This window comes from Sabulibacter ruber, assembly GCF_017355955.1.
GTDB lineage: Bacteria > Bacteroidota > Bacteroidia > Cytophagales > Hymenobacteraceae > Nibribacter > Nibribacter ruber_A.
The window spans coordinates 12,648-35,434 of record NZ_JAFFID010000008.1 but is presented as its reverse complement, the minus strand read 5'-3'; the positions used below and the strand labels follow the sequence as shown (position 1 = coordinate 35,434).

Genomic DNA, 22,787 nt, shown 5'->3' with positions numbered 1-22,787 from the left:
CGTTGGTATGTGGTGTGCCGTTCTGTTTTTAAGCCGTTTTTCCGTTAATGCAGGAAAACCGCCAGTTCTTTGTTGAGGGTGCTGGTTTTAAGTTTGAGTTTGTAAGCCCCCGGCGAAAGTGTTTTCCCGAAATTGATTTGGTACTGCCCGCTGGCTTTACTTTCATTGTTCCAGAGCGTCTCCATGACGGTTCCGTCTGGCATCTCCACCGTCAGCGTCATGGGGCCTGCCTCTTTCACCGCCACGTCTATTTGGTAAGCATCGGCATCGGGGTGTTTCAGCAGATGAAACTGACCGCTTCTTACTTCCGGGATGGCCAGGTAGAAGCCGGTTTCATAGACAGGTTTTGTGATGCCGGCCTTGGTCAAGCCGGCCTGGATTTCGGGCAGATTGGTGAAAAGACCCCATAAAAGCCCGCTGCGGTAGTTCTCAATCATGGCCACAATGGGTCCTTGATCGATGGCCAGGTAATCTCTGCCTACCCAGTTCCGCTGCCGGTGGTAGGCATCGTAAGGTCCGTAAGGGCCAATAATAAAGGAGCCAAGGCCGCCGTATAGGTTCCGGAGCACCTGCATAGAGTAGTAAGGCGTGTAAGGGAAAGAACTGAGTGCCGCGGTAGGCGTAACGGTGCCGTTGTCATTGGTAGGGCTGTGGGCCGAGTAGCCGAACGGGTCATCAGAGGCGGTCAAACCCCACAAGCTTTCAGAATAGCCGTAGTCTTTGTTAGCAGAGTGCACGGCGTACGCCCGGTTCACCAGCGTGTGTTTCACGTTGTGCTGCCAATAATTCACGTACTGGTCCTGCATCTGCCGCGGATCAAGGCTTAAAAACGAATAATGGGCAAAAAACAGCGGTCCGCCGAAACCCGGCCCAATCTCCAGTTTATAGCCTTCCAGGGTCTGACTGTTCCGGAAGCCGCTGCCAATCCAGGAAGTCTGGTAAACTGCTGGGGAAATGGCATGGGTAGGAGAGGCCAGCGCCAATACATAGGCAATCAAACCCTCGTTCCAGCCCTGGATGGGCATGTTCATTTCCCAACCCAAATCGGGGCTCCAGTGCCAGTAGAGTTTGTTGTCGCCGCGGGAGGCGTACCAGTCCCATTCCACGGTTTCCCAGAGTTGGGTGATCTTGGTGCGCAGCTCGGTTTCCTTGGCATCGGAGCCGTTGAAGTAAGCTCTGGCGGTAAGCAGCCCATTGATCAGGAAGGCGGTTTCTATCACATCGCCGCCGTTGTCTTTGGCGCTGAACGGAATCACCTTGCCGTTGCTGCCATTGAGCCAATGCGGCCAAACCCCATGAAACCGGTCTGCCGAGGCCAGGAAATTGCAAAGCTTCAACAGGCGTTCGGTAGCTTCCTGCCGCGTGATGAACTTGCGGTGCACGCCCACGATAATGGCCTGCACGCCGAACCCGGTGCCACCGCTGGTTACTGTTTCGCCGGAGTTGGTTCTTTCGCGTGCCATGCCTGAGGTTGGATGCGCATACTCCCAGAAGTAGTTGAAGGTTTCCCGCTGCACACGGTCCAGCAACTCCCGATCAGGGCCTACATCTGTGGGGTTCTCCGGCGGGAGCACCGGGTTGTCATCTTTTACAGTAACGTTTAAGTCACAGGCGAAAGCAAGCCAACTCAGCAAAGCACAGAAGAAGTAAACGGTCAGTTTTGTCATTGGGGGCGTGGCATAGATTTCTGGTGGATCTGCTGGTCAGTTAGTAGAGGCAGCTTTGCTTTTAAGCCGTTTCTATAAAACAAAGCTCAAAACACCTGGAAGCAGAAAGAAAAGACCGGGGCTCTCTGCCCCGGCCCTTTGCCTAATCCAAATACTTAATATCCGGGGTTTTGCTCCAGTCTTCCGCCGCTGAGGGTGATCTGGTTGAGCGGAATAGGGAAGACCTCGTTTTTACCGGCGGTAAAGTTCTTGCCGTGGGCTCTCAGCACCTGTTCGGCGCGGCCTTGGCGTACCAGGTCATAGAACCGCTCGCCGTTTTCCAGGGCCAGTTCTACCCGGCGCTCGTGCCAGATTTTCAGGCGCATGTCTTCTTTGGTGGTGTAAGAGATTGGGTCTAAACCTGCTCTCTCCCGCACCATGTTCAAAGAGCTTTCCACTTTGCCGGTTTGGCCTAACTCGTTGGCAGCTTCGGCGTGCATGAGCAGGACTTCGGCGTAACGCAGAATACGGATGTTCTGGTCTTTGCCGTACCCGCACACCTGGGTTACGCTGGAAGGCACGTAAGCCTTTTGGTTATAGCGGGGGTTGGGGGCGTTGGGGTTGATAATATCCCCTTCCGGAGTGGTTTCGCCGCGGAACAGAATGGTAGCTTCTTTCCGTTCGTCACCGGGTTCAAAGGCGTTGACCAGGTCCTCGGTGGGAGTGAAGAACCCCCAACCAAACTGTTCCCGCACGGCTTGTACCTCGGCCCACTGGCTGTTGGAGGCGTCACAGTTACCGGGTATGGTCTGGGCCTGGATCTCGAAAATGGACTCGCTGTTATTTTCGCCCGAAATCCGGAAAATCTGGTAAAAATCAGGCGTTAAGCTGTAGCCCAGGCCCATGACCTGCTCAGTAAGGGAAAGCACATCCTGCCACTCGCTTTGGTAGAGTTTCACCTTGGCCAACATGCCTAGCGCGGCGCCTTTGGTAGCCCGCCCAACATCTGAGGCTGTGTAGGCGGTTGGCAATACAGCGGCCGCCTCGGTAAGGTCCTGTTCAATGAAGGCATATACCTCCTCGCGGGAATTGCGGACTGGGTTCAGTTCCTCGGGGGTTTCTGGTACGCTGCTAATGATAGGCACCCCGCCAAAGGCCCGCACCAGGTTGAAGTAGTGGTAAGCCCGCAGAAACTTGGCTTCGGCCAGCAGACGGGTTTTCAATGCTTCGTCCATGGTGATGCCCGGCACGTTGTCCAGTACCCGGTTGGTCAGGTTGATGCCTTGGTATTGCCCTACCCAGTAGCCGTTTAACTGCCCTTCGGTGGGGGTGACGGTGAATTGGTCATACAGGTTCATGAAGCCAGCATCGCCGGGTACGCTGCCCTTGTCGGCATCGTCTGAGGAAACGGTGGTAAGCGCCAGGTGCGCAAACGCAATGTTATTCCACTCCCTCAGGTTACCATAGATAGAGTTCACGGCTTGTAAGGCGTGGGCCTGGGTTTGGAAAAATTGCGTTTCCACTGCCTGGCCTTCTGGCGGAACGTCCAGGAAGGAGTCGCTGCAGGAGTAAAAGAGGCCGAGTGAGAGGGTTCCTGCCAGCAGCCAGGACCTACGCTTCTTATGATATAGTCTGTTTTCCATGGTCTTTGTCTGGTTAGAAGGTAACATTCACACCTAAGTTGTAAGTAGCTGAGAGTGGGTAGACGTTGCGGTCAATACCGTAACTAACAGGTGAAGGGCCGCCCACTTCCGGCGAAAAGCCGTTGTAATCAAAAATGGTAAGCGGATTCTGCGCATTCAGGAAGATTCTAAGCCCTTGCATTTTCCACCGGCTGATTGTGGTAGTAGGAAAAGTGTAGCCCAGTTGCAGGTTCCGGATACGGATATAGTCTCCGCTTTCTACATAGAAGCTGTTGGGGTCCAGGTTAGAGCCAGTCAGGTCAGCAGAGGGATAGGTGTTGGACGTGCCGGGCCCTCTCCAACGATTGTCATAGAAGTCCTGGTCGTAGTTCTCGTTTCCGAAACGGATGTTCCGGTTCCCGTTATAGATGTCAACATCTGCCACTCCTTGGATATCCAGCTGCAGGTCTATGTTTTTATACGTGAAACTGGTGTTGATGCCGTACAGAATGCCCGGATTAGGATTGCCCAGCACTGCTTTGTCTCGTTCATCAATGGTGTTGTCTCCGTTCAGGTCCCGGTACCGGAAATCACCGGCGGATGCATCAGGCTGGGCAGACTCGTCAGCTTCTACATCGGTCTGGAAGATGCCGTCCACAATGTATCCATAGAAAGAGCCGATGGGAAGACCTACCCTGGAAATGGTGGCAAAGTACCCGCCCAATCCCAATGGACCAGCCGCCAGGGAAGTGTTTCCCGTAGCTAGGCCTGTTACTTCGTTTTTGTTTTTGGAGAAGTTGACACCTACGCTGTACGAGAAATCATTGCCAACTGTGGTGTTCCAGCGGAGGGCAAGTTCAATTCCCCGGTTGCGGAAAGAAGCGTAATTGCCGGTGATAGAACTGTTCTCAGCGCCGGAAGTGCCAATCAAGGGAATTGTGAACACGCCATTTTCTGTATCCTTGTTGTACCAGTCTGCTTCAAAGGTTAACCGGTTGTTCAGGAAAGCAAATTCTACCCCAATGTCTGTCTCTTTCACTACCTCCCAAAGCAAGAAGGGTGGTGGAACGTAGGTAACGTTGGCTCCGGAGTAAGGTATGCCGTTAAAGATAGCGATGTACCTAGGTAGATTGGAAACGGGGGTAGAAGTGATGTTTGCTGGTACGTTGTTGTTGCCCAGTTTGCCCCAGCTAGCCCGCAGTTTCAGGAAGTCAACGATGTTTTGGTTCTGCATGAAAGCTTCTTCTGACAATACCCAGCCTAAGCCTACAGATGGGAAATAGTCATAGCGGTCACTTTCTGGGTACTTAGAGGAGCCATCGTAGCGGAGGGTGGCCGTTAAGAGGTATCTTCCCAGGAGTGAATAGTTGATCCGTCCAAAATAAGACAAGAATTTCTCTCTGCCTGCGCTATTGAATGCTCTAAGGGTGGTTTGGTCCCCGTTGCCCAGGTATAGATTGGCTTCTGTTTCATAAGTTACCCCATTTACAGAGCCGCCTAAGGTTTCGTTGAAGGCCTCCTGCGAGGAAGTTCCCGCTAGAACGGTGAGTTCATGGTCTCCAAACGTCTTCTGGAACGTAAGGGTATTTTCCCAGAGCCAGCTATTGGCTTTGCTTCTGCTCCTGGTCAACGTACTAATTTGGGCCTTCTGGATGGTGGTTAAGGAGTCTTCAGACTGAAAGTTCCGGTATTCGTTGATGGCGTAATCAAGTCCCAGGCTGGTCCGGAAGGTGAAGGCATTCAGGAAGTTCCATTCCCCAAATACGTTGCCGGTTAAGCGCTGCCCGTTAGAACGCTGGTTATACCAGTCCAGCGAGGCCTGTGGGTTCGCAAAGTTCCCGATGGGGAAGTCTGCCGGATCTCCGTAGTTGCCGTTGGCCTTTCTGACCGGTAATACCGGTGGTACCACAAAGGCCTGGTAGAAAATGTCGCCGGGTATGTCTCTTGACCGATAGCCGTAGAAGATACCGCTATACCCTACTTTTATCCTGCTGGACAGATTCACATCTTGCTGAGCGCGGGCGGTGATCCGTTCGTATTTGTGACCTTCCACAACCCCTTCCTGGTTTAAATATCCAGCACTTACGCTATAGGTCATTTTCTCAGTACCGCCAGACGCTGATACCTGATGGTTGTTGATCATGGCCGTGCGCAGAATCTGATCGTACCAGTCGGTGCTGGGTAGGTTGGGAGTTAGGGTGTTAGGAGCGTTTTTCTCATTGTACAACTGGGTGTACTCGGTGGCATCGGTCATTTCCAGTTTATTGGTCACCCGCTGCACGCCCACAAACCCATTGTAGTTGATTCTGGCCTGGCCGGCTTTCCCACGTTTGGTAGTCACAATCACTACCCCGTTGGCCGCCCTGATGCCGTAGATAGAGGCACTGGAGGCATCTTTCAGGATTTCCATGGATTCAATATCGGCCGGGTTCAGGAAACTCAGGTCAGACACGAAGGTCCCATCTACCACATACAGCGGCTCTACCCCGCCCTGGGCGGAGCCCACACCCCTCACCCTGATTTGCGGAGAGGCACCCGGTGCCCCGGAGTTGGTTACCTGCACCCCGGCCACTTTCCCTTGAATGGAGCTGACCGGGTTCTGCGACGATTGGCGCTCAAATTCTACGCTTTTCACCGATGAAATGGAGCCGGTCACGTCGCGTTTCTGTTGCGTGCCATACCCTACCACCACCACTTGTTCCAGCTCGGTGGAGGAAGGCTGTAATTGAATGTTAATAGAAGTTCTGCCATTCACGGCTAAGGTCTGGTCTACATAGCCAATGTAGCTTACAACCAGCGTAGCATCTGAAGGCACGTTGGCAATAGTGTAATTGCCATTGGGGTCAGATTGGGCACCCAGCGTGGTGCCTCTTACCTGCACACTTGCGCCCACCAGGGGATCGCCATTGCCGGCATCGGAAATCCTACCGGTAATGGTAATGTTTCCCTGGCCGTAGGCTAGTTGAAGTGTTAACAGGAAGAAAATGGATAGGAGTAGGCGTTGTTGCATAGGAGTTTTGGTCTAAGGGTACACACTCTACTGAATACGCCTAAAAGTCAAGAGACTTTTTGCCAAATTCTAAAAAAGTGCCTCAACAACACTACATCATTTTGAGGATTTGTAAATTATAGGAAGAAAAAGACGTGTTTTGTTGAAAATTGGTCAATTTAGGAGGGTTTTGCAAAAGCCGCTTTTTGAAAGCAAACCTGCTGAGTAGGGGGTATGAGAGGTAATGATGTAGTGTTTTGGCGGTATATGGATCTGTTTCTTGCCTGTTGTGCTGAGAAAATATCCCAAAGAGAGGTGGTAAATACCTGATGATGCGAGTGTATCTTCTCTTCTTCGGTGAAAAGTTGGGAGTTTTTGGCAAATTCTCAATCAAAAGGGAATTCCCTTCAGGGCAGATGAGAGGTGTGGTGTACCATCTGTAGAGGTCACAAATACAGGTGGGGTGCCTCAAAGAGTCAAAGAAGAGATGGTCTTTAAAGCAGGGAAGGGGTGATTTTTCTGTTTTAGGCCAGTTTTTTCATTTTGAGACAGTAAACAGAAGTGACTTACTGTCTCCTTGCAGTTGGTAGGCAGTCGCCAAGTGCAAGCTTAGAGAATGAGGTGTTAACCAGAAGAAGAGTCACCAGGATCTAAGCCCGGGTTTTAACAGAAGAAAAAGCCCGTGTTTCAAGGCTGTTTTGTGAAAAGTAGCCTTGAAACACGGGCTTAGGAGAGGAGTGTGTGAGACCTTATACTTCCATGAGGAATTCTACCAAGTTGCGCTCATGATCCAGGTTCAGTTTCTTGCGCAGCCGGTACCGGCGTATTTCTACGCCACGCAAAGTAATGTTGAGCAGAGAGGCAATTTCTTTGCTGTTCATGTTCATGCGCAGGTAGGCGCAGAGTTTCAGGTCATTGGGGGTGAGATCAGCGTGCTTGATTTTGAGTTTCTTGAAGTAGTTCTCGTGGGCCTCGTTAAAACTGGTTTCAAACAGGTTCCAGTCATAGTCATCGGTCATGCTATCATTGATAACCCTCTGGATCTTTTTCAGTTGGTCGTCGCCCAGTTTCTTTCCGCTTTGGTCTTTCAACAGCAAAATCTCCTCCCTTATATTATGTAAGAGCTCGTTTTTGGAGACAATGTTGAGGGCAGAATTAGCCAGTTCCCGACTTTTGGCCGCCAGTTCAGACTGCAATTGCTCGTTCCTGAGTTTGATCAGCTTCTGTTCATTAATGATGGCCTCTTGCCGCAGAATCTCTTCTTTTTCTTTTTCCAGCTTCAGCCGGATGCGTTCTTTGTCTTTCTGCAGCTTTAAAAGATAAAGATGCCGGAACAGCAGCAACAGCAAGCAGGCCAGGACTGCGTAAGCAACATAAGCCCCAAACGTGGCATACCAGGGCGGTGCCACGGTAAACCGGAATTCTGTGACCGGAGAGGCCGCCTCATTGTCAATTCTGGCCCGCACCAGGAGCCTATACTCTCCCTGCTCCAGGTTTAGAAACTCTTTTTGTGTGGCGCTGCTCCAATCTGACCACCGTTGTGAGTAACCTTCCAGGAAATACTGGAACTGTGGCTTGGTCTGGCTGTAGAACGGCAGTGAGAAGGCTATACTGATGTTGTTGTGGCTGTAAGGCACTTTTACGTCTCGGGCGCTGTGCCCTATAGAAATTACCGAGTCCTCCAGGCTGCTCTGTACTTGCCTGATCAACACCGGGGGCAAGGCCTTTCTTTTGGGGGAACGCACGGCCGTGTTGTACACCACAAACCCATCGTCAATACTGATGAGGTAAATGGAGTTACTAATGCGGCTGATGTTCTCATAATACTGCACCATGCGCCCGTTGAGCATACTGAAAGGGGCGGAGCAAATCTTAAGTGTGCCGGGTTCTGCCAGGCTAACCAGGGCCACTTTGCCATGGTTGATAAACCAATATTGGTTGCCGGCCGCTTTGATGATGCGGTTTGCTGTGGCAAAGGAGCTCAGTTTCTCGTTCAGCTCAGAGTAGCGGGAGAACCTGTCACTGATCTGGTCATAGACAAAGAACCCCGCGTTGGAGGAGAACACAATCCGGCTGTCCATCCTGAACACATTCACTTGGTGGTCTTTGGGCAGGCCGCGGTCTTTCTCATAGTACCTGGAAAGCCGCACGTTGGTCAGGTCATTGGTAAGCGACAACCGATACAGCCCTTTATAGGCGTGGCTCACCCAAATATCGCCGGAGTTATCCTGCTCCACATACCTTGATGGCTCTCCAAAGCCTTGTAGCTGGTGGGAGAACTCCCAGTTTCCCTGCTGGTTTTTCTTATAGAAGACCAAACCGTTGTAGGTGCCCTGGATGAGCAAATCTGGGTGCGAGGCAAGCCGTTTGATGGTCCACCCGCCCTTGAAATCTGAGATTTTAGTGATTTTGTCCCCGTTTACCCTAAAGGTGCCTTCGTTATGCCCGCAAAGCAGTTGCCCATCCAGCAAAGCCAGTTCCCAGACCTGCCCTTGAGAACCTTCAATGATCTTGAAGTCAAAAGTCTGGTACGGCTGCATGCTGCTGGCAGACCAGGTGCTGTAGAAAAGCCCTTGGTTGGTGCCCAGGTAAATTCTGCCGTCATGGATAATGCTGGAATATACCGTCCCGAATTTGCCGGTTTTGTCAAAATAGAAGTAGAAAGGGGAGTTAACCTCCAGCCGGTCAATGCCGTTATCCAGGCCCGCCCACAGGTTCTGGTCCTGGTCGGCGTACAGGCTCAGCACCGTGTTGTTCTGGAGACCGCTGGTTTTGCTTACCTGGTGTACCATGTTGCCCTGTTTGTCTAGTACCACCAGGCCATTGAGAATGGTGCCAAACACCAGGTACTTGTTTTGCAGCAGAGCGCCGTTGTTCAGTTGATTTGCTTTCAGAAAGTCCGTGGCCTGGTTAACCCACGGAACTACGGTAGCCCCATCGTACAGGAACAAACCGTTTTTGGCGGTCCCGATGATGTATTTGTTTGCCTCAAGAGGAAGAACGGAAAGAATGCCCGCCAATGAACTGGTGCCGGGCACGTGTACCAGGCTGTCGTTTTTGAGTTCGTAAAGTCCTTTGGAGATAACTTCCACAAAGTACCGGTTCTGGGCCTTTAGCAGAAACAGCAGGGTGTTCTGCCCCTTCACCACGTGGATTTTGCCTTGCTCATACACGTAGATGGCCGAGAAAGACTGAAAAAGCACTCTGTTGGGCTCTACATAAATCTTCCAGATTTCTTCCTTGATGGCTTCCTGCTTGGGAATAAGATGGGTGAGCGATTGGTACACAAACTGCCCCTTGTTGTTGTTCTGCCAGTACCCAAACTCCCCAAAACCTCCGGCATACACGCGGCCCTGGTAGTCTGCGGCCACTGCCCGCACAATGACTTTATTGGGCATCCGGTGTAATTGCCAGTATTGTCCATCGTAGGAAAGCAGCCCTTCAGAGTTCCCGAAGTACATGACCCGGTCTTTGGCCTGCGTCACAGACCAGTTCTGGTTTCCGGCCTGGTAGAGGAGTTTGGTGTAGTTCTGGACAAAAGGAAAACTGTGGTTCTGCTTGTTCTGTGATTTCGCGCCGGAAACCGAAAAGAACAGCAGAATCAGAACAATACATTCGATAAGCTTTACTCCTCGGGCCATTCTTTTAATGAGTTAAAAGCAACTGACAATCAGAAACGCACCGCATGCGTACCCCGCATACTAAGATGTATCCTAAAATACAGAAAATCTTCCACATATACATTATTCAGTGCCGGGGCAGGAGAAGTCATTTTTTTACTGTTTTCGCTATTTTTCACTTAAACCACCTCCTGCTTCCATTAAAAATCAGCTAAGCTCTGCCAGATAAATCAAGACATATTAAAAGAAATGAGAAAGTCGGGTTTTTAACCAAAGCAAGTACATGAATGGAATAGTCATATAATAGTTTTATTTAATTATATTTTATTTGGATTAAAACAATATAGTTTGTATTTTCACAAAAGCTCCACGGTTACACGTCTCTGATTTTTCCCAACTCCCCCCTTCAAATCAGTTCATCTATCCTTTCTCTTCACCAACAAAGTAAACAGTAATAAAATGAAAACACAGGAAATGAGCGTGCTGATAGCTCCCTACCTTTTACCCGGCAGAATACCCAAAGACTCTGTTGATTACCTGGAGTATCCTGTTGAAGATCAAAGCGAAGGGCTGTTAGCCAATGCCTATTACTTCGGACATCCCGAGTGGGCAGAGGAATACCTGACTTACTGTCACCGGAGCGAAGAGTTCCGGGACCGCTGGCAGACCGCCATCGGGGATTGGACGGGCAAGATAGTGGTAGACATAGGGTGTGGCCCCGGAAATATCTTTGCAACCCTGGGCGGGGAACCTGCTCTCCTGATTGGGGTAGACATTGCCCCAGGCTCACTTAGGTTTGCTAAAAAGCAGGGGTATATTACCGTGCTGGCCGATGCCACCGATCTGCCCTTTGTCTCTGGCTTTGCCGATGTGGTGACCCTGAACGCCACCCTCCACCACTGCGAGGACATGGAAGCCATTCTAATAGAAGCCGCCCGCCTGGTGAAACCCGGCGGTTTGCTGGTAACCGACCATGACCCTCAGTTAAGTTGCTGGGATTACAAAGGCCTGGCCAAACTGCTCTGGAATGCCCGTCTGGTGATTTACAAAATGATGAAGCACAGTTTCCATAAGTCTGATGACCAACAGGCCTGGGCCCTGGCTTCAGAGATCCACCACCAACCAGGGCACGGCGTTACCCAGGAGTTCTTCATGGACGCTCTTAAACCGTTGGGCTTTGACGTGCAGGTTTACCCCCATAACCACGTGCTGGGCTCAGAGGTGTTCAAAGGGCAGACAGGCAAAGCCGAGTTCAAGTACCGGCTGGGGAACCTTCTCTCCGGCAGAAACCCTAATGCCAAAGGCAGCGCCCTTACCCTAATGTGCGTAGCTAAAAAGAAACCAGCAGCAACCCCAGAACTTAAGCAAGAAAGAGCCAAAGTAGAGAACGTGCGCGAAGGTGTGGTCCTTTGAGCAAGTTATGGCTTGTGTCACTGCTCGTTTCTTGGTTTAGTATTTATTCCGTCGCTAAGAAAAAGCTGAGCAGGATTGTTTGTCTTTCTGCCATTCCCAGCATCCACTGTTCAGGACTAAAGGAGTATGCCATGGCACCTTTTAGTCCTGAACAGTGGATCCATCAGGTTGGGCTCCTGCCTGATTGCTTTTCCATCCCATTTACGTCACCTGAATGCTACCCGTCAAAGAAAAGAGGGTACTGATTGCCTTACTTATTTTAATTACCATGGTTGTGCTGGGGGCAATGGCTTTACTGGCGCTTACAGAGAGACCTTATCACGGCAGCATGTTTATCATGATCTGTATGGTTGCCTTTCTTTTGATGGTATTTGCGGTCCTATGCATTTTAGAACAAGGAAAAGACACCTGATAGAAGTGCTCCTGACCAAGGAGTTTGCCTGAGCGCATTAGTTAATGCAGTTACATTTCAATCGATTACCTTATTTTGTATGGATGATATCTGGGAAAGGCATGACGACGAGGTATTCACCTCTAAGGTAGCCGAAATGATAGAACTGCAGTACCTGCTGGAGCGGTTCAACGTGTCTACTTTTCTAGACGACCAGTACATTGTGTGCTTTGATGACAGCAACCTGGTGGGGAGCAAGGATGAGTACGCCATTACTATAATCACCTACTACCTGAACCGCATTGGCGATTGAGGTAAATCACCGCATGGGTTCTGTAGGAGGTTTACTGGAGAAAGAAAAAGAACCTAATGCCCGGTGGCACAGGTTTCCCACCCTAGAAGGTAGGCGGTACCCCCCAGTAGGCCATGGACCCACGTTTCGGGCCTGTATCAGCTCAGGTAGATCTAATCAATGACTACCAGTATGCCTTAACAGTAGACTGGATTTTCGGTGGTACCTCATTATAGAGGAGTACCCACCTGTTGGAAGTGACTCTGAGCCCGGGTGGAGACACCGAGGGTAAGGTGTCAAATCCCCCTAAACTGAGAGGGGGTAAGCTTTGCGTGCTTCTTGAAGAAAGTATTGAAGTGGGTAGGACTCTCGAAGCCAAGGGTATAGGCTATCTGAGAGATATTCCAGGCACTATGTTTCAGTAAGATCTTAGCCTCCTGGAAGAGGCGCTGCATAATCAGTTCAGAGGTAGTTCTCTGCATTACCTCTTTTACCGATCTGTTTAAGTGATTGACGTGAACGGCCAACTGATCGGCAAAGTCGGAAGCAGAACGGAGCCGGACCTGGTCGTCATTTTCCTCTATAGGAAATTGTTTTTCCAGCAGCTCAATGAAGAGAGACGCAATCCTGGAGGAGGCATTTTGCTTTTCCTGGATAATAGACTCGCTCGGCCGCATTTTGAGGGTGCTATGAATAAGCTGGAAGACAAGGTTCCTGAGCACATCGTCCTTGAATTCAAAATCAGAATCCAGCTCCTCAATCATTTGCCTGAAGATGGAGGAGATGGCGCTGACTTCGGTGGAATCAAGGTCATAGACAGGGAACCCTCCTGGTTTGAAAACCGGATACTCCTTCAGCCTGCCGTAATTAGTGAAAAACCCCTCTGAGAAAATACAGCTGAAACCCTTCTGTTCTGGATCTAGCGGTTCCCAGTTATAGGGGATAAGGGGATTGGCGAAAAGCAAGGCATATTCCTTTATCTCAAAGCTTCTGTCAGCGTAATGGATCCTGCTTCTCCCTTTTGTCAGGCATACCTTGAAATAGTCTTTCCGGTTAAATGCAACGGGTAAGGAGTTGCTGGCATTCTGTTCCTCTATCCTGAAAACATTCAAATGCCCTATTCCCCGATCCAAACCAGCCGGTTTCGGCAAAGATCTTTCGGCATAAAATTCCTCCAGGGTTTGCAGCTTCGTCACCATGAGATTGAAGTAATACCTCAGATAGTTAAAAGTAGATGCCATAAAGTTAAAGGAAAATGTGCAACGACTCCTACAGGGCAGTAGGATTAGAAGAAGCCGGCACCGGTGGCAGATGCTGGCTTCTTCTGCTTAAGGGTTATTCGGCTGTCGCCGTTAGAAACTTGTCAAGGGGTGCATTCAGGGCTTCAAAAGCAGTAAGCGGATTCCAGAAATCCACGTATCTGGCAATTTTGCCCTCTGGGGTGGTGGTCACCACGGAAATGTATTTTTGAAGGTAGGGCTTGCCCGTGGAGATAGCCTGTCCGTTGCTTGTAAACTCCGCGATCACAAGGGTAGGCTCTGCGGTAGCGTGAAAATGAAGGTTCTCGAATTCTACCTTAAAGTGTTCCGGGAAATTTTTCATGTAATCGAATAGTGCCTTTTTGCCAATGACATTCGACGGGAAACCTGTACCCTCGGGAGCATACGGGAACTCCAGTACCCCATCCTCTGTAAAAAGATCCACCCATTCCTCTATACGGCCGGAGGAAAGATACTTAAGGTGGTTTTTGAATGCTTGCTGTCCTAGCGCTTGGATGTTTTCAGACGTGTTCATAGTTCTTTTTTGATTTTTAGTTTATTGTTTCCTTGTTTAACACCAGGTGATTAGTGGTGCTGTTTGTTGGAACAAAGGTAGGGTACCAAGGCAGGGCCGGGTTACCACGAATCAAACAGAAGCTTATCGAAATCAAACACAATGCAGGGATAGCCTGTTCACTATCTACCTGCCAGGACGGGAAGTCTGCCCGCTTCTTTACAGATGGAAGGGACGGCATTTGTGAGAAACACGTCCGAGATAAACAGCACTAACCTACATTCACGGAAGACAAGCACTCCGCTTAAAAAATAATCCCTGCTTCAGATACCCTGTTTGCTGCTTGTCTCCTGTCTCCTGACCGCCCTATTCGAAAATAAAGGATTTCATTTGATACAGCTGCTGGGCTGCTTAATATTGAGCAGGCAAACCATTGCACCTACCACCATGAGAGAAAGCATGAAGTACCTGGTCGTTTTATTCCTTCTGGTTTCAACCAATGTCCTTTCACAAAACAGGCGTGAGAAGCTACCTATTGCGCAATCCTTGAATTACGGGAAATCCGTGGCGGTCTTCGGGGGCTCCGTTTCCGTGATTCCGGAAAGTGACAGCGCCAAAAGCATGTGGAGAAAATCCCTGGGGATGAGAATCACCAATTACGGGGTGCCTGGCGCAGGCTTTTCCTCCCTGCAGGGAAAATCCGTTCAGAAGCAGGTGGATGAAGCCGGGGTGTTTGACATCTACATCCTCTGGGCTTCCACCAACGACTACACCAACCATAGGGACATCGGGTCCTACACCGACTACACGGAGTTCGATGGCTACGACCAGAGCAAATTGACCACCCAGGCAGGAGGGATCAACTACTGCATCAAAAGGATCTATGAGAAGAATCCCCGGGCGATCATCTACTTCTTCACCTCCAGTAAAGCCTTCAATGGCCGGGGTGGGTATGATCCGTTTCACGAGCAGGGGATGGGCAGGTATGTCGAGATGCAGAAGAAGATCTGCTCACTGCACGGGATTCCCGTTCTCGATCAGTTTTCCCTGGGCGGCTATAATGTCTACAACAAGCAACTGTATTACAGCGACGCGATCCACATGAATGCCTTGGGGTATAAAAAGCTGGGCGAACTGCAGGTGTCGTTCCTTGCTTTCCCCTAGCCAGGCATTCTATTGAAGATTTTGCCAGGAGTGGCAATGCCGGGGAAGCATCCGGGGCAGCAGAGTGGGGGTGTGAGGAAAAAGTCCATGGGGTTAACAGAACCTATCGCCGGTACCATCGGCCCGCTTTTAAGCCCAACTGCCAGAGGAATCGGAGCGGTTTATCCAGATGGGCTGAACAGGGGCATCAGCAGTGCTCCGAAAGGCAATGGCAATGCCCCGGATAGACAGGACCTCCTTTGCCAATAGTAGACGCACTCGAACCTGAAACAAGAAAAGTCCAGATGATGGAGAACAACAAGGTAATACTGGAGAAGGCGAACGCAGCTATCTACTTGGGGGACCATGAGGGTTTCCTGGCTTACTGTACCGATGACACGGAATGGACCTTCGTGGGCTAGAAAACCCTGCGGGGGAAGGAGGCTGTCCGGGAATGGATGGCAACCGCTTACCAGGAACCACCCAGGTTTATGGTGGAGACCCTGATAGAAGGGGGAGATTTCGTGACGGCCCTCGGCACCATCCGGCTGAGGGACGGGGACGGCAAGGAGGCCGATTACTCCTACTGCGATGTCTGGCGGTTCCGGGACGGAAAGATGGCCGAGCTGAAGGCCTTCGTCATCAGGGCCGATCCGGAGTAAAAACCAGCGGCCGGGCATTGCCTGGCAGGTACAGGCACGGCTATCGGGGCTGGTCCCGGGCTTACCAGAACAGGCCGGGGGAGGGTAGCTTAAGGACCTTCGGGAGAACTGTGTGCCGCCTACAGGCACAGCCCCTCCAGGACACCTGACGGCCCTGCAACCGCAATCACCCCTTTAGCCCAGGATTCAGGAGGACACCCTTTCATTTAGCCATTTCAGGATATCGCCCATCACTTCCTCCCTGCCGAAGTCATTGAGCAGATCATGGTAATGCCCCTCGTAAAGCTTAAGGGTCTTGTCAGCCGAGCTCACCCGGTCATAGAATTCCTGGCTGCCGCCTGGCTTGGTGACTTTGTCCATGGTGCCGTGTAGGATGAGCACCGGCAATCCGATGTTGGGGAACTCATTTTTTAACCGTTCATCCGCAAGGGCCAATTGCTGGACGGTCTTAGTGGGTTGTATTTCGTGGGCAATCAGGGGATCACGGTTCATAGCGGCGACCACTTCCTGGTCACGGGAGAAGTCCTCGTTCTTCAATTTAAGCACATGGGCGTGCGGGGCGATGTGGCTTAACCCCTTCAGGACGGCAATCGCGAAATCCGGGGCCGGGACCTGGTAGGCGAAGCTCGCGCAGATAAAGCCATCGATGCTTTCCTGATGCTCCAACACGAACAAGGTGGACAACACGCCCCCCGCGCTGTGGCCAAATAGGAAAATGGGCAGGTGGGGATGGGCTTCCCTTACCATGGATACCAACCGGTGGATGTCTGAGACAATCTCGTTGTTATCGGCGATGTAGAACCGTTCCCCGTCAGAGTTTCCCCGGCCCCGCAGGTCAAGGGCATAGGTCTCGAACCCATCCGAGGTTAACCGTTCCGCCGCCCACTGGTAATACCCGCTGTGGGAGTTGAACCCGTGCACTATCACCATCACCGCCTTGGGTCTGCCGGGGGCCTTCCAAGTTCTATAGAATACCTTTTGCCTGTCGGCAACATGGAAAGTATCGACGAAAGCCTGACTATTTCTTTGCATAACCGATACACCTTTAAAATATACCTAAGATTTGATTATTCTTTAAGCACTCTCGTAAAACCCCATTTGACTGACTAACCACCGATTTATTCCGATGCCAGGACAAGGGCAAGCGCCTGAAGACCAATGGGCGATACCCCTGCCGGCAGTTCGTTCTTGCGCTTTCCCCGGGCTTTCACAACTTTGCCATTGCCGGATAACGGTCCCAAATCGTTTATACCAAAAGGCGAATCCTTTTGCTCCCCAAGGCCGGGGGCGATTTTGCTGGGATTTGGATGCAGAACCATGGGATGGGAAGAGCTGTTCTTTTTATATACCAGATCAATGTTATCCGTCACATGCCTATATTCAGGAGTATGTTCATTCACGGGATCCTCCTCCTTAATAAAGAGTAATCCGCGGGCCGTCGATATCGATCACGCGAGACGGGTGATCCGATTCCAGTTCCTTGTGCCCTAAGGGGAACCTAGGATAATCGGATGTAGAGCGTTCATGCCTCTTTTCTATTGGGTCGCCTCCATCAGGAACAAGCTTGGGGAAGTTCTGGGTGAATTCAGATAAATATAATCTATTAAATTAAAATTATAACATTATCTTTTTGTTACCTAATGTCGTGGATAGGGCGAGGGAGGTAGCCTGCTTTCCGGTTATCGTGCCCCTTCAATGGATAGGGATTTTCCTTTGTCTCTCTTTGCTGGGGAAATCATTGTCTCCCCACAGGTCACCGGTTTCCCAAAACGATGAGTTGCCGTTGTAATTTCTACCCCCTTTTGTAATAATCTCTTAGGATGTAAAATGCTTTCTCCTTGAATCCTTTTTTTGAAATTACTCCTTTGCGGTTCCATCCATCCTGCACTTCCCTCAATTGTCTAAGTGGAGAAATAAAGTCGGCAAAATTCAAAGGATCATGCCCTATAATCCATACGTTGCTATCTGGAGTCTCGCTTATAAAATATAGCTTATAGAAGTACCTAATAGGATTATCGAATCTTAATAGCCTCTACATTAGTTGTAGTCCATTTTGGTTAGTCTCTAGTTTCTGTTCCAAACCTAGCACAAAGTCGGAAATGAGTCCATATTATAAATGGATTCATTTGGCGAGACTTTCTAAAGGCTAGGAGCACTTTACAGGTGCCACAAAATTGTATACCTCATTCTTGAAGCCCTCCTAATAAATCATTAGGGTGAATTTGACAATTCATTTAGGTGAAGTTTGTCCTTTTTCTGACAGAATCCTTGGGGAGATATGGAAAAGCCTTAAGGTTTGAAGTGTTCCGTAAGATAATCCATGTCTTCCCTCTTTTTGTCTATTCTTGCCAGAATCCCTATCAATTACATTTGAAGAATAAAAAGCAGGAAAATTTTCGAATAAGTTAAAGCAGGTGGGTTATTGATGTTGGTTTTTGAAAACTTATAAATCTCCCCTTTGCGATCCTTAAGAACAAAGTTGACTGGTTACTTACATTGAAAGAGAGGAGTTCAATTGAAACTTTCTTGATATAGAGTTTAATCTTTTTACCTCAATATACCTATGGAACAATTTCTATTTAAAAAAGTGAGGTACTTGCTAACAGGTATCTTTGTCATTATGGCACTTATTGGTGCCTCCGCACAGCAAATTACTGTTCGGGGTACGGTAACCAATCAAGGGGGAGAAAGTCTGCCTGGGGTGACAATCCTATTGAAAGGCACATCCACTGCTACTTCTACGGGAGGAGACGGCAGCTTCTCACTTCCTCTAGGAGCTGGAACAGGAACTTTAGTGGTATCATATATAGGATATCAAACGCAGGAAGTTCCAGTAAGCAACCGCACTACTATTGACATAATCCTAGTGCCTGATACCAAAGCTCTTGATGAGGTAGTGGTTATTGGTTATGGGACTACCACGAGACAAAATCTTACCACCTCCATCGCAAAAGTCAATCCAAAGGACATTCCCCAAGCGGCTAACAGCTCCGTTACACAGCTGCTTGCTGGACGAGCAGCGGGTATGACTGCCGTTCAGAGCAGTGCCGAACCCGGTGGGGCGGTAAATGTATCCATCCGTGGAAGAGGGAACCCTCTGGTGGTCGTTGACGGTGTCATAATGCCTTATTCTGGATTAGAGCCGGGCAGTGGAAACCGCACCATGGACGCTGGTGTGAACCGAGGCGGATTTGCCGGAATAAACCCCAATGATATTGAATCAATTGAGTTCCTGAAAGATGCAAGTGCCTCCATCTATGGGGTAAATGCGGCCAATGGGGTGATGATTATTACTACAAAGAAAGGAAAGGGGAACCGGACGAATGTAAGTTATCAGGGCAGCCGTTCCTGGGTAAAAAACATGGATTACTTTGAAACATTGACTGCAAGTGAATACATGACTTACTATAATCAATTTACCCTTGACAAATTCCTTATTGATAAAAAAATGGGGCCATTTGGGCCTAACCCAGTTGATTTAACTGAATATAATAATGCGACACAGCCGCCTTATACGGAACAGCAAATCAGCGAGGCGGGAAGGGGAACGGACTGGTTAGGCTATGTATTAAGAGATGGCAGCATTGACAACCATAACTTGAGTATCAGTGGCTCCAATGAAAAAGTGAATTACTATTTTTCAGGAGGCTTTTATGACCAAAAAGGTACTATTCAAAATTCTGGCTTGAAAAAATACACAGGCCGGCTAAATGTAACCTTTAACCTGAATAAATACATATCCTTTTCCACAAACATCAACGCTGGCAGAAACAACTACCTCAATTCGCAGGCAGGTGGCCAAGGAGGTGGTGTTGGTCAGCAAGGTTTCGGCGCATTGCAAGCGGCCTTGGCATACCCGGCCACACTACCAGTCTATGACCCTACCACTGGAGAATATTCAAGATTTCGGTTAACCGGGAACCCACTTTCCCTGCTAGACATCCGGGACAGAACCCAGAACAGCAGCTTATTCGCAAGTTTCTCCGCTGACTTCACCATCATCGAAAATATGTTGAGTGCAAGGTTGCTGTACGGGAATAATACTGAAACAGCAGACAGGGACTTCTTCATTCCGTCAACAACCTTCTTTGATCAGTTGAACAGGTCAAGAGGTGCCGTAACAAACTCAAGAAGGCAAAACCAGACCATGGAAGCCACTGTTAACTTCAAAAAGAAGTTTGGCGAGATAGTAGGGTTAGATGTAGTGGCAGGTATGGGTGAATATCCTAATAAATACTATTCCTTCTCTGCCTCAGGTGCTGATATGTTAGATGCCATCGGTACAGATGCCTTAGGATCTGCCTCCCTGAGTTCTCAAACTATTTTCTCCCAAAGATCTGAAGATAAGTTACGCTCATACTTTTCAAGAGCTTCATTTGACTTCTTTGATAAGTATGTTTTATCTCTCTCCATAAGACACGATGGATATAGCCAGTTCTTCCCAGAGAATAAGTTCGCCTCTTTCCCTGCCGCTTCCGTTGCCTGGAAGATGACGAACGAGGGCTTCATGAAGAATATTAAGGTTGTTGATTTCCTAAAACTGAGAGCAAGTATAGGGGTAACCGGTAATGCAAGTGGTTTTGCTTATGGAAGTTACAGCCCAGAGTACAACATCATCACCTTCAACAATGGAGCCACGGCCTATACTCCCTATTACCTGACCGCCTTAGATAACCCTAACCTTCGGTGGCCTAAAACTATCAACAAAAACATCGGGGTTGATTTCGATATTCTCAATGAACGAATCAGCGGATCATTCGATTGGTTCCGTGATGACCTGACCCGTTTTGTTGTATATCAGACAACTTCTCCACTTTCATTGATCCCAACTGCTCCCATTAATACCGGTCACCAAGTAAGACAGGGCTGGGAATTAAATTTGAACACCACGAACTTGAAAACCAAGGATTTTCAATGGACAAGCTTAATCAACCTAACCCACAATACCTTACGTTGGAAAGAAAGATACGCCAACACCAATCTTAACGGTTGGGAAGGCGCAACAGACCTGGTTAGTTCCTATTATGTCTTTGAGACCAACGGTATATTGGGGGTAGGGCAAACAGCCCCAGAATGGCAACCGGCAGCAGGAAAGACCCCAGGCTTCCCAATCTTTGTGGACCAGAATGGCGACTCCAAGTTGGACTCTGCGGATATAGTAAGGGTTGACCCCGCCGTTAAACTGGCTTTGGGATTTGGGAATACATTCCGCTACAAAAACCTGGATCTCTCTGTCATGTTCTATGGACAGTTAGGGGGCTGGGGAACCAATCCAAACGCAGCATGGAGCAGCCCGGTTGATTTTGTCGCTGGCTTACAAAGTGGTATCAGACAGTTGAATGAGGTTTGGACAACTTCAAATCCTGGAGGAACTCGCCCTGGTATTGCCTATAATGAAGGCGCTTTGGGGCTGCGGACAGGGACCGATATAGGTTTAGTAAAAACAGATTTCGTTCGTTGCCGCAACATAACGCTTGGGTATAACTTCAATTCTGAGAGCATCAATAAGTATGTGCGCAATCTCCGGGTGTATGTAGATGCCCAGAACCCTTTCATTATTACTGACTATCCAATTTCTGATCCCGAATTATCAGCTCCAACTGTCAAAGGTGGTCCGGCTCCTTACCCTATGGCTAGAACATTCTCTCTTGGAATTAGCGCTGACTTTTAATCTATAACTGTTTTTCTGTATGAAGCATATAAAAATTTTCCTTGCCGTAGCTGCTATTTGCTTTACAGCGGGAAGTTGCAAAGATGACTTAGAGGCAACCTCTTATGGACAATTATCGCCAATAAACTTCCCCAAAACTGAAAGCGACTATGAGCTTTACGCATTAGAGGCTTATAAACCCTTTGGTTCAAAATGGGGGTACGCTGATCCTTCCGGCGCATACCAGTTTTTATTCCACGGAGTAGACTACAGCAATATTTTGCTGAACGATGGTACTTCGGATATGATTGCTCATTTTCCTGAATGGGGCGGCAATTGGGATTTATTAACTAAAGCAGATTTTGTGTTTTTAAAAAACCAAGATCGGAGTGCTCATTTTGAGAAAGTGCGATTTGTGACCCGTCTTACCAAAATGATTGATGATCTTGAAAAATCAAGCATTAGTGAAGCAAAAAAGAAGCAATTGCTGGGGGAAGTGAGAATGTCAAGAGGTTGGCTCATGTACAATCTCCTTACTTTATACGGTCCTGTTCCGGTTATTCTAGATCCTTCAAAGATTGGAACCCAGGAGGAAGATAACCTAACCCGTCCTGACCGAACTGTCTACGTTAACTCCATTACCCAAGACCTGCGATATGCGGCTGATAACCTTGTGAAAACCCCCTCCGAATACGGAAGGTTCAACAAGGGATTAGCGCTGGCTGTACTGATGCGCACTTACCTTTTTGAAAAAGACTACGCAAAGGCAGAGCAGGCGGGAAGAGAGATCCTTACCCTGGGATATAGCTTGAACCAAAGTTACAGAGACCTGTTCCGGGAACCTACTGAGGTCAACAACGAAACCATATGGGCAGTATCAGTTGATCCTACAGGTGACGGTACAGAACCAAAACCGAATTTCAATGCATGGGGATTTTATACCTTCCCCAGTGATTACGCAGCTGGTACATTAACTGGTTCGGCAAGAGCTGGCGGGTGGGCTTGGCCAGGTGCTCTTTTGGCTACGTGGGAGTTTTATGACAGTTTTGACCCTGCTGATAAGAGAAGGGAGCTTTTACTTGATACTTATCCTGCCACCTGGGGTGGAACCTATACCAGGGCCAATATGCGGGGACCCGTCATCAACAAGTATCCTGATGATGCTCCCCAAGCCTTCCAAGGGAACGATTTGCCCCAGGTTCGTTATGCAGATGTGTTGCTGATGTTGGCAGAGGCGATAAACGGCCAGTCCGGTCCTACAAGTGAAGCAAGCGGCTTTGTGAACCAAGTAAGAAACCGGGCCGGTTTAGAGGACCTGACAGCAGCAGAAACCGCCTCCAAAGAAGCCTTTTCTGCTGCGCTTTTGAGAGAGAGGGCGTGGGAACTATACTTTGAAGGTTTCCGGAGGGTTGACTTGATGCGCTTCGGCAAGTGGGACGAGTACCTGCAGGCGGCAGGCAAAACCCCTAACCCAATCGGGGCTAACGGGTATCTCCCTATCCCACAGTATGCCCTCAATGCAAGTAAAGGATCTTTGAGCCAAACCCAGGGCTATTAATGTAACTAGTCTGATATCAGGTAATCAT

Annotated in this window: 15 protein-coding genes; 7 read left to right on the top strand and 8 right to left on the bottom strand. The window is 49.2% G+C overall.

The window, feature by feature from the left end:
* Positions 1–44 precede the first annotated feature (44 nt).
* The 4 genes from JT719_RS24025 to JT719_RS24010 form a co-directional block, all read right to left on the bottom strand.
* Complete coding sequence (locus JT719_RS24025) at positions 45–1,667, bottom strand: glucoamylase family protein (RefSeq protein ID WP_207436323.1); 1,623 nt, start codon at positions 1,665–1,667, stop codon at positions 45–47.
* A 155-nt stretch (positions 1,668–1,822) separates the two neighbouring features.
* A complete protein-coding gene (locus tag JT719_RS24020; RefSeq protein ID WP_207436321.1) occupies positions 1,823–3,289 on the bottom strand; it encodes a RagB/SusD family nutrient uptake outer membrane protein in 1,467 nt (488 codons plus the stop codon).
* 13 nt (positions 3,290–3,302) lie between these two features.
* Positions 3,303–6,278: a SusC/RagA family TonB-linked outer membrane protein gene (locus JT719_RS24015; protein ID WP_207436320.1), complete on the bottom strand. Its 2,976-nt coding sequence runs from the start codon at positions 6,276–6,278 to the stop codon at positions 3,303–3,305.
* 728 nt (positions 6,279–7,006) lie between these two features.
* Complete coding sequence (locus tag JT719_RS24010) at positions 7,007–9,898, bottom strand: two-component regulator propeller domain-containing protein (protein WP_207436319.1); 2,892 nt, start codon at positions 9,896–9,898, stop codon at positions 7,007–7,009.
* Positions 9,899–10,336: 438 nt separating this feature from the next.
* Between JT719_RS24010 and JT719_RS24005 the strand changes: the two genes are divergently transcribed.
* From JT719_RS24005 to JT719_RS23995, 3 genes are all read left to right on the top strand, one after another.
* Positions 10,337–11,290 (top strand): class I SAM-dependent methyltransferase, encoded by a 954-nt coding sequence (locus JT719_RS24005; protein WP_242693456.1) that lies wholly within the window; start codon positions 10,337–10,339, stop codon positions 11,288–11,290.
* A gap of 214 nt (positions 11,291–11,504) precedes the next feature.
* Positions 11,505–11,702 carry a hypothetical protein gene (locus JT719_RS24000; RefSeq protein ID WP_207436318.1) on the top strand — a complete coding sequence of 66 codons (198 nt, stop codon included), beginning with the start codon at positions 11,505–11,507 and terminating at the stop codon, positions 11,700–11,702.
* 79 nt (positions 11,703–11,781) lie between these two features.
* A complete protein-coding gene (locus JT719_RS23995; protein ID WP_207436317.1) occupies positions 11,782–11,994 on the top strand; it encodes a hypothetical protein in 213 nt (70 codons plus the stop codon).
* 275 nt (positions 11,995–12,269) lie between these two features.
* Here JT719_RS23995 and JT719_RS23990 read toward each other — a convergent pair whose 3' ends face one another.
* A complete protein-coding gene (locus tag JT719_RS23990) occupies positions 12,270–13,214 on the bottom strand; it encodes a helix-turn-helix domain-containing protein (protein ID WP_242693455.1) in 945 nt (314 codons plus the stop codon).
* A 94-nt stretch (positions 13,215–13,308) separates the two neighbouring features.
* Entirely contained in the window at positions 13,309–13,767 is a 459-nt protein-coding gene (locus tag JT719_RS23985; protein WP_207436315.1) for a nuclear transport factor 2 family protein, read from the bottom strand.
* A 525-nt stretch (positions 13,768–14,292) separates the two neighbouring features.
* On the opposite strand from JT719_RS23985, the gene JT719_RS23980 reads away from it, so the two are divergent.
* Positions 14,293–14,910, top strand: a complete 618-nt coding sequence (locus tag JT719_RS23980) for an SGNH/GDSL hydrolase family protein (RefSeq protein WP_242693454.1) — start codon at positions 14,293–14,295, stop codon at positions 14,908–14,910.
* 407 nt (positions 14,911–15,317) lie between these two features.
* A complete protein-coding gene (locus tag JT719_RS25375) occupies positions 15,318–15,551 on the top strand; it encodes a nuclear transport factor 2 family protein (RefSeq protein WP_278251898.1) in 234 nt (77 codons plus the stop codon).
* A gap of 186 nt (positions 15,552–15,737) precedes the next feature.
* Here the strand turns inward: JT719_RS25375 and JT719_RS23970 are convergent, their stop codons facing one another.
* On the bottom strand, positions 15,738–16,583 hold the full coding sequence (locus JT719_RS23970; RefSeq protein WP_207436312.1) for an alpha/beta hydrolase: 846 nt from the start codon (positions 16,581–16,583) through the stop codon (positions 15,738–15,740).
* 86 nt (positions 16,584–16,669) lie between these two features.
* Positions 16,670–16,951 carry a hypothetical protein gene (locus JT719_RS23965; protein ID WP_207436309.1) on the bottom strand — a complete coding sequence of 94 codons (282 nt, stop codon included), beginning with the start codon at positions 16,949–16,951 and terminating at the stop codon, positions 16,670–16,672.
* A gap of 1,163 nt (positions 16,952–18,114) precedes the next feature.
* On the opposite strand from JT719_RS23965, the gene JT719_RS23960 reads away from it, so the two are divergent.
* Together JT719_RS23960 and JT719_RS23955 are read left to right on the top strand one after the other, a co-directional pair.
* Positions 18,115–21,222: a SusC/RagA family TonB-linked outer membrane protein gene (locus JT719_RS23960; protein WP_242693452.1), complete on the top strand. Its 3,108-nt coding sequence runs from the start codon at positions 18,115–18,117 to the stop codon at positions 21,220–21,222.
* 19 nt (positions 21,223–21,241) lie between these two features.
* Positions 21,242–22,759: a RagB/SusD family nutrient uptake outer membrane protein gene (locus tag JT719_RS23955; RefSeq protein WP_207436307.1), complete on the top strand. Its 1,518-nt coding sequence runs from the start codon at positions 21,242–21,244 to the stop codon at positions 22,757–22,759.
* Positions 22,760–22,787 lie beyond the last annotated feature (28 nt).